Consider the following 7,293-nt stretch of genomic DNA (forward strand, 5'->3'; position numbering starts at 1 on the left):
TCCTTCGTGATCTTCAGACAATCCGAAGGATCTGCGGTGGCCGCCTCTTTCATCCCGGAAAATCCGGGTCATACACCACTTCGGTGGACGTGACCGGGAGTGGGCGCTCGCTGCCAGCCGGGCCTCGGTCAGTCGGCGCGGTGGGCGCCCGCCGTGCTCAGGTTCGGGCTGGCGTCGGTCGCCAGCCCGAAACCGGCTCCACGCCGGCCCATCAGCCGCCGGGCCGCGGTGAGCAGCGTCGTCGGCACGCCGTGCACGATGTGCCCGTCGCCGGGCCGGCACCCGTCGCCGTCCCAGCTCTGATATGCCTCCCACGGCCCCTCGAACGTGCAGATCCGCACTCCGAGGTCGCGGTAGAGCGGGTGGGTCGGCACACCCGGGTTGAGCACCACCCGGTGCAGCCCGCGCCGGGCGGCGAGCCGGACGGTCAGCGCGACCGGCCCGACCCCGCCGGATCCGGCCGGCGCCCGGTCCAGGAACAGGCCCTCGACCCCGTCGGCGCGCCAGGCGTCCACGTCGGCCAGCACGTCGGCGAGGGAGCGGCTGCCCCAGTCCAGGTCGATGCGGCCCAGCGACTGGTGCAGGGTGCGGCGGTCGCCGGGCTGCTCCCGGATGATCCAGGTCTCGGCGTCGAGCTCCAGCTCGGGCGACGGGTAGGCGTACGGGGGGAACAGGGTCTTCACAGCGTCCTCCTACAGGGCGACGAGGGTCAGGGCGACTACGGGGTGGCGGTGGTCAGGGCGACTACGGGGTGGCGGTGGTCGGGGCGACTACGGCGTGGCGGTGGTCAGGGCGACTACGGGGTGGAGGCCAGCACGACGGTCAGGCCGAAAGGGGCAAAACAGGGCACCGCGGCTACGGCGCGGCGGTCAGGGCGACGATGAGCAAGCCGGCGATATGCGTCGCCGCCAGGACGGCGACCGCCGCCGGCAACGGCCCACCCGCCGACGGGACCACGGCGAGAACCACAGCCGCGAACGGCGGAATCGCCGACAGCGCAGCGGCGATCACCGTCCGCGCCCGGGCCGCGAGCAGGAACGTGACAGCGAAGACCCCACCCAGCAGCGTTGCCGCCGCCATGGCCAGCACCGCGTTCCGGGCGTCCGGCACCGACGACAGCCCGTACGGCAGCCGGTAGGCCGCCAGCGTCAGGCCCGCACCCGCGGCGAGCGGCGGCAGCAGCCCGGCCAGCGTGATCGCGGTGACGTTGCGGACGTGCCGGCCGAACTCGGCGCGGCTCTCCGCCGAGTCGAGCCCGGCGTCCAGCCGGTCGGTGTGCCAGCCGATCAGCGTCTCCAGCAGCGGAACCGCGAGCAGCAGCGGCAGCGCGGCGGGCAGCGGCATGACGGCCGGCCCGGTGCGCCAGAGCAGTGCCACACAGATCGCCTGGGACGCGCCGATCACCAGGTAGGCGCCACCGCGGCGGCGTTCGGCGGCGGTCAGCCCGGGGTGGCGGCCGTGCCGGCACGGGACGACGGCCGGCCGGAACGCGCGGACCGCGACCGCCACGATCGCGGCCGGCAGCAGCGTCTCGACGGGGAGCGGCAGCACCGGCGCCGGGGCGGCCACCGCGAGCGCGGCGAGCAGCCAGCACGGCACGTACCAGGCGGCGACCGAGCGTTCGGAGCGGGTGACCAGCGCGGCGGTCACCGAGCCGAGGGTGAGCAGACCGCCGATCCCGACGGTCGCGGCCAGCGCGCGGTCCGGCCCGAGCAGCGGGTCCGGCGCGATCCACACCAGCGCGCACCAGAGCCCGGTCACCGCCGCGAATCCCGCGCCCACCAGCCGGGCCGCGGCGGTCGGCCCGGCCCGGCGGGCGACGGTCACCCCGACGCTGGTCAGGCTCTGCGCGGCGGTCCAGCCGAACAGCAGGGCCACGGCCGGGACCGGCCACGCCACGCGGCCGAGCGGCTCCGCCGCGGCCACCGCGACGCTGAGCGGCCCGAGATAGAGCAGGCAGCGCACCAGCGCCAACCCCAGATAGGCACGCCGGGCGGGCGCGCGCCGGCTTCCACGCCTTTTCCGGTACGAGGGAGCGTGCCGTTCCTCGGCGACCACGGGCTCGACGTCGACGTCCGTCCCGCTCCGGTCCGGTTCGGCCTCCTCCGCGGCGGCCACGAGTGCGGCGGGCGCCACCTCGGCGTCGAGGTCCGGCTCGAACTCGGCCGAGTGCCGCCCGACCTCCCGCGTCCGGCGCAGGGGCGGAGCCTGGTTGACCGCGGCGTGCCGTGGTTCGTTCGTCCCGGCGTTGCGCCGCCGGTTGCGGTTGCGTGCCGTACGCGTGGTGATCGTCATGTGTTCTCCCGGGTCAGCCAGCGCACGGTCGCGGGGACCGTGACGCGCGGCGCGGGCACGGTGAGCGCCAGTTCGAACGCCGGCGCCGGTGGGGGAGCGGCCAGGTCGGTGTAGAGGGCGCCGTACACCCGCACCACCCGGTCCACGGTGAAGTGGTTGAGGGCCCGTTGCCGGGCGGCGTCGCCGAGCGCCCGGCGCCGGTTCGGCGAGCGGAGCAGGTCGACGATGGCGATGGCCAGTTCGGACGGGTCGTTCGGCGGCACCAGCACCCCGGTGTCGCCGAGCGTCTCGCCGGCCGGCCCGATGTCCACGCCGACCACCGCGCGGCCCGACATCATCGCCTCCACCAGCCGGTACGGCGGGTCCGCCGGCCCCGGCACGTGCGCCACGACCTGGCCGACGGTGTACCGGTCCCGCGGGTCGGCGGGCAGCGGGTGCAGGCGTACCGCCCGGCCCAGCCCGGTCCGCTCGATCTGCTCGGCGCAGTGGTCCTCGTGTGCCGCGGTGACCCCGACCAGGTGCAGCACGGTTCCCGGCACGGCCGCCGCGACCTCGGTGAACGCCTCCAGCACGCAGGCCAGCCCGCTGTCCGGTCCGCCGCTGCCGGCCCAGACCACGGCCGGCGCCTGGCTCAGCTCGACGGCGCCCGGGTACTCCCGCGGGTCCACCCCGGCCGGCACCTGGACCAGCCGGGCCGGCCGCGCCCCGTGCTCCAGCGCCCACCCGTGGTGGTAGGTGCTCAACGGCGCGATCAGTTCCGCCTCGGCGTACCCGGTGCGCGCGACCGACGTACGGAATCGCCGCAGCACCGTGCGCACGCTGACCGAGAGCCGGTCCTCGGCCGGCCGCTGCCGGGGCACGGCCGCCCGTGCCTCGGTGAGCAGCAACGGCGTGCCGGTGCGCCACCGCCCGGCCAGGGCGGCCAGCAGCGGTGTGGTGCCGCCGACGCAGTGCACCAGCTCGACCTCCGGCAGCGGCACCGCCAGCGCGCGCAGCGCGTGCCGGAGCAGCGTCGCCGCGGTACGCGCGTCGCGCACGCTGAGCCGTGGCAGCAGGGTCCGGTCGGGCCGGGCCCGCCAGGCCTCCAGCAGCGCGTCGGTGAGCGGCACACCCGCCAGCAGGTCCGGCGTGCCGTTCCCGCTCGCGGGCTGGCACAGGTCGGCGATCCGGCGCAGCCCGGTGGCGAACTGCTCGGTCACCGGGCCGTCGTCGCCGAGCAGCCCCCGGCAGAGCAGCGCGGCGGCCTCGGCGGCGCCCTCCGGCTTGGCGGTGCGCCGTCGTTCGGCGCGGGCCGGGTCGCGGCCGAGGGCGACGGCGCGCGCCGAGCCGACGTGGAACGGGAGCGGGTACGCCGGCGCGGACGGCAGTTCACGGTCCGTGACGGTCAGCAACTCGAAGCGGAATCGGCGCAGACCCTCGACCAGGGTCCGGCACCAACCACCGAGCGCGTCCCGCCGGTACGGGTACCCGCCGCCGGTCAGCAGGCAGATGCGCTCACGCGACGGGGTCGGATTCACGCTGGAGGCAACGACACAGCCCGCCGAAGTTGCCGGAGCATGTCGGCTAGGCGACACAATTGCGTACCATTTGCACCGCTTTGTCGCCCATGTTTGCCCGTTTTTGTCCGAAAGGGGGTTAGCTGCGGCGGCGTTCAGGGCGGCCATCCATCGACGACCGTGAGATCAGCGCGCACTCGAAGATCGACAGTGCGGGTGAACGTGCATAACACCTGTTGAAGCACCGTCGTGGCGTGATTCACTGGTACTGAGCGCGCAACCGGAGAAGCCCCGGCTTGACGGAGTGTGGGTATCGGCGGACTATGGAGTTGTCGCCAGTCGCGCCCACTCATGCCCCGGTTCCACTCAGGGCATGGGCATCGCACCTCAAGAACCTCGCTCGCCTCGCTAGCGGGATTCTGTGCTCACGCGTGCCCGTGAGTTCGGGTGTTCCCAGGACCGGGCGCAACCTTGGCCGGCTGTTCCGGCAACGCACAACAGCAGCCGCTACATCACAGAGACGCAGCGCGTCACAAGGAGTCACGATGGCGAAGGCCCTCTACGGCCACGTAGGTGCGGCGCCCGACCGGCGCCTCCTCGACGAGGTCACCCGACTGCGTTCCAGGGTGCAGGCTCTGGAGTTCGAGGTCACCCGCCTCCGGGCGGAAAACGATCGTCTCGCGGCGGCGGCCGCGGAGGCAGACGATTTCGCGCGGCTGACCGAGCCCGCACTGACCTGAGCTCCGACCGAACGCCGGTGGATACTGCGGGGTGATCACCCGGCGTTCACATCCCCCTCGCACTACGAACGCACCAAAGAAAAAGCGCGCCTCCACATCTGTGGCGGCGCGCAGTTTTTTGCGTGTGGACCTGCGGCGCGGCGTGGTCCCTGTCGTACCGATCGCCTCCGGGTAGCCTGCCATCCAGCAGAACACCGCCGACCCTCGGAGATCCGTGCACCTCAAGAGCCTGACGGTCAAGGGCTTCAAGTCCTTCGCCTCCGCTACCACGTTGCGGCTGGAACCGGGCATCACCTGTGTCGTGGGCCCGAACGGATCCGGCAAGTCCAACGTCGTCGACGCCATCGCCTGGGTTCTCGGCGAGCAGGGCGCCAAGGCCCTGCGCGGCGGCAAGATGGAGGACGTCATCTTCGCCGGTACGTCCGGGCGGGCGCCGCTGGGCCGGGCTGAGGTGACGCTGACGATCGACAACAACGACGGCGCCCTGCCGATCGACTACACCGAGGTGTCGATCACCCGGCGGATGTTCCGCGACGGCGCGAGCGAGTACGAGATCAACGGCAACTCCTGCCGCCTGCTCGACATCCAGGAGCTGCTCAGCGACTCCGGTATCGGCCGGGAGATGCACATCATCGTCGGCCAGGGCCGGCTCGACGCCATGCTGCACGCCAAGCCGGAGGACCGGCGCGCCTTCATCGAGGAGGCGGCCGGGGTTCTCAAGCACCGGAAGCGCAAAGAGAAGGCGATCCGCAAGCTCGACGCGATGCAGGTGAACCTCAACCGGCTCACCGACCTCACCGCCGAACTGCGCCGCCAGCTCAAGCCGCTCGGCAAGCAGGCCGAGGTGGCCCGCCGGGCGGCCGGCATCCAGGCCGACCTGCGCGATGCCCGGCTCCGGCTGCTCGCCGACGACCTGCACACCCTGCGTACCACCCTGGACAAGGAGATCGCCGACGAGTCGGCGATGCGCGAGCGCCGCCAGCAGGTGGAGGAGGAGAACCGCGAGGTCCAGCGCTGGCTCGCCGAGCTGGAGGCCGCGCACGCCGAGGACGCGCCGCTGCTGCAGGCCGCCCAGGACACCTGGTACCGGATGTCCACGCTCCAGGAGCGGTTCCGCTCCACCGAGCAGCTGGCCACCGAGCGACTGCGGCATCTGGCCGCCACCCCCGACGAGGAGCGTCCCGGCCGCGACCCGGAGATGCTGGAGGCCGAGGCCGAGCGGGTCCGCGAGCAGGAGGAGGAGCTGCGCGAGGCCCTCACCGAGGACCAGATGCGCCTGGCCGAGGCGCTGGAGCACCGGCAGGAGCTGGAGCGCCAGCTCGCCGCGGCCGAGGGTGAGCTGCGCGCGGCCGCCAAGGCGATCGCCGACCGGCGCGAGGGCCTGGCCAAGCTCACCGGCAACGTGAACGCGGCCCGGGCCCGCACCAGCAGCGCGGACGAGGAGATCGAGCGGCTCGCCGCGGCGCACACCGACGCGCTGATGCGGGCCGAGGCGGCGCAGGCGGAGGTCGACCTGGTCGCCGCCGAGTCCTCGGACGCCGACCGGGACAACGCGGACCTGGACGCCCGGCACGACGAGGCGGTCGCCGCGCACGACCGGGCGGCGGCCGTCGTCCGGGAGCTCTCCGACGCCGAACGGGCCGCGGAGAAGGACGCGGCGAGCTGGAAGGCGCGCGAGGAGGCACTCGCGCTCGGCCTCAAGCGCAAGGACGGTGCCGGGGCGCTGCTCGCCAAGGCCGGGCAGGTGCCCGGCCTGCTCGGCAGCCTGGCGTCGATGCTGAGCGTCCGCCCGGGCCACGAGGTCGCGCTCGCCGCCGCGCTCGGTGGGCTGGCCGACTCGGTGGCCCTCTCCGGCACCGACGAGGCGATCGAGGCGATGCGTACCCTCAAGATCGCCGATGCCGGCCGGGCCGACCTGGTGGTCGCCGCGCCCGCCGGGCCCGGCATGCGGGGATCGCTGGACAGCCTGCGCCCGGTCCTGCCGGAGGGCGCCGTCTGGGCGCCCGACGTGATCGACTGCCCGGAGCAGATCCGGCCCGCGCTCAACCGTGCCCTGCGTGACGTGGCGCTGGTGCCCGATCTCGCCGCGGCCGCCCGGCTGATCGCGGAGAACGGCGAGCTGCGCGCGGTGACCCCGGAAGGCGACGTGCTCGGCACGTACGCCGCGGCCGGTGGTTCGGCGAAGGCGACCAGCTACATCGAGGTGCAGGCCGCGGTCGACGAGGCCAAGGCGCAGCGGGCCGCCGCCGAGCAGACCATCGCCGAGGTCAAGGAGCAGCTCGGCGCCGCCCGTGCCGAGGTGGCCGAGCTCAAGCAGGCGGTGAACGTGGCCGCCCAGGCCAAGCGGGCCGCCGAGGGCGAGCGCAACGCGGCCGCCCGCCGGCTGGCCGAGCTGGGCGCCGCCGCCCGGTCGGCGAAGGCGGAGAGCGAGCGGCTCGGCGCGTCCCGGCAGAAGGCCGAGGCGGCCCGGGAGAACGACCTGATGCGCCTCGCCGAGCTGGAGGAGCGGCTGCGGCTGGCCGAGGCCACCCCGCTCGACGAGGAGCCCTCCACCGAGGAACGCGACCGGCTCGCCGCACTGGTGCCCCAGGCCCGGCAGAACGAGATGGAGGTCCGGCTCGCCGTGCGTACGGCGGAGGAGCGGGTCTCGTCGATCGCCGGCCGGGCCGACTCGCTGCTGCGCCAGGCCAACGCGGAGCGGCAGGCCCGGGAGCGGGCCGCGGCCCGCCGGGCCGCGCGCGCCCGGGGTGCGGAGATCGCCC

At 74.2% G+C, this 7,293-nt stretch carries 5 protein-coding genes; 2 read left to right on the forward strand and 3 right to left on the reverse strand.

Going from position 1 to position 7,293, the window contains the following annotated elements; all coding sequences use genetic code 11:
* Window positions 1-128 precede the first annotated feature (128 nt).
* The 3 genes from AB0F81_RS49785 to AB0F81_RS49795 form a co-directional block, all read right to left on the reverse strand.
* Window positions 129-683 (reverse strand): spherulation-specific family 4 protein, encoded by a 555-nt coding sequence (locus AB0F81_RS49785; RefSeq protein ID WP_360211234.1) that lies wholly within the window; start codon window positions 681-683, stop codon window positions 129-131.
* 172 nt (window positions 684-855) lie between these two features.
* A complete protein-coding gene (locus AB0F81_RS49790; protein WP_360211236.1) occupies window positions 856-2,295 on the reverse strand; it encodes a hypothetical protein in 1,440 nt (479 codons plus the stop codon).
* A complete protein-coding gene (locus AB0F81_RS49795; RefSeq protein ID WP_360211238.1) occupies window positions 2,292-3,812 on the reverse strand; it encodes a DUF3492 domain-containing protein in 1,521 nt (506 codons plus the stop codon). The genes AB0F81_RS49790 and AB0F81_RS49795 overlap by 4 nt, the downstream gene beginning before the upstream one ends.
* A 524-nt stretch (window positions 3,813-4,336) precedes the next feature.
* Here AB0F81_RS49795 and AB0F81_RS49800 point away from each other — a divergent pair.
* On the forward strand, window positions 4,337-4,531 hold the full coding sequence (locus AB0F81_RS49800) for a hypothetical protein (protein ID WP_196413816.1): 195 nt from the start codon (window positions 4,337-4,339) through the stop codon (window positions 4,529-4,531).
* Window positions 4,532-4,745: 214 nt separating this feature from the next.
* Window positions 4,746-7,293, forward strand: a 2,548-nt coding sequence (smc, locus tag AB0F81_RS49805; RefSeq protein WP_360211240.1) for a chromosome segregation protein SMC, incomplete at its 3' end; no start/stop codon positions are given.

Origin of the sequence: Actinoplanes sp. NPDC024001, from assembly GCF_040638955.1 — a bacterium.
In the GTDB taxonomy this organism is placed as follows: Bacteria; Actinomycetota; Actinomycetes; order Mycobacteriales; family Micromonosporaceae; genus Actinoplanes.

Bases quoted from the DNA above. Each gene is read 5' to 3' on its own strand.
- AB0F81_RS49800 (WP_196413816.1), top strand. From the start codon at position 4,337: ATGGCGAAGGCCCTCTACGGCCACGTAGGTGCGGCGCCCGACCGGCGC.
- AB0F81_RS49790 (WP_360211236.1), bottom strand. From the start codon at position 2,295: ATGACGATCACCACGCGTACGGCACGCAACCGCAACCGGCGGCGCAAC.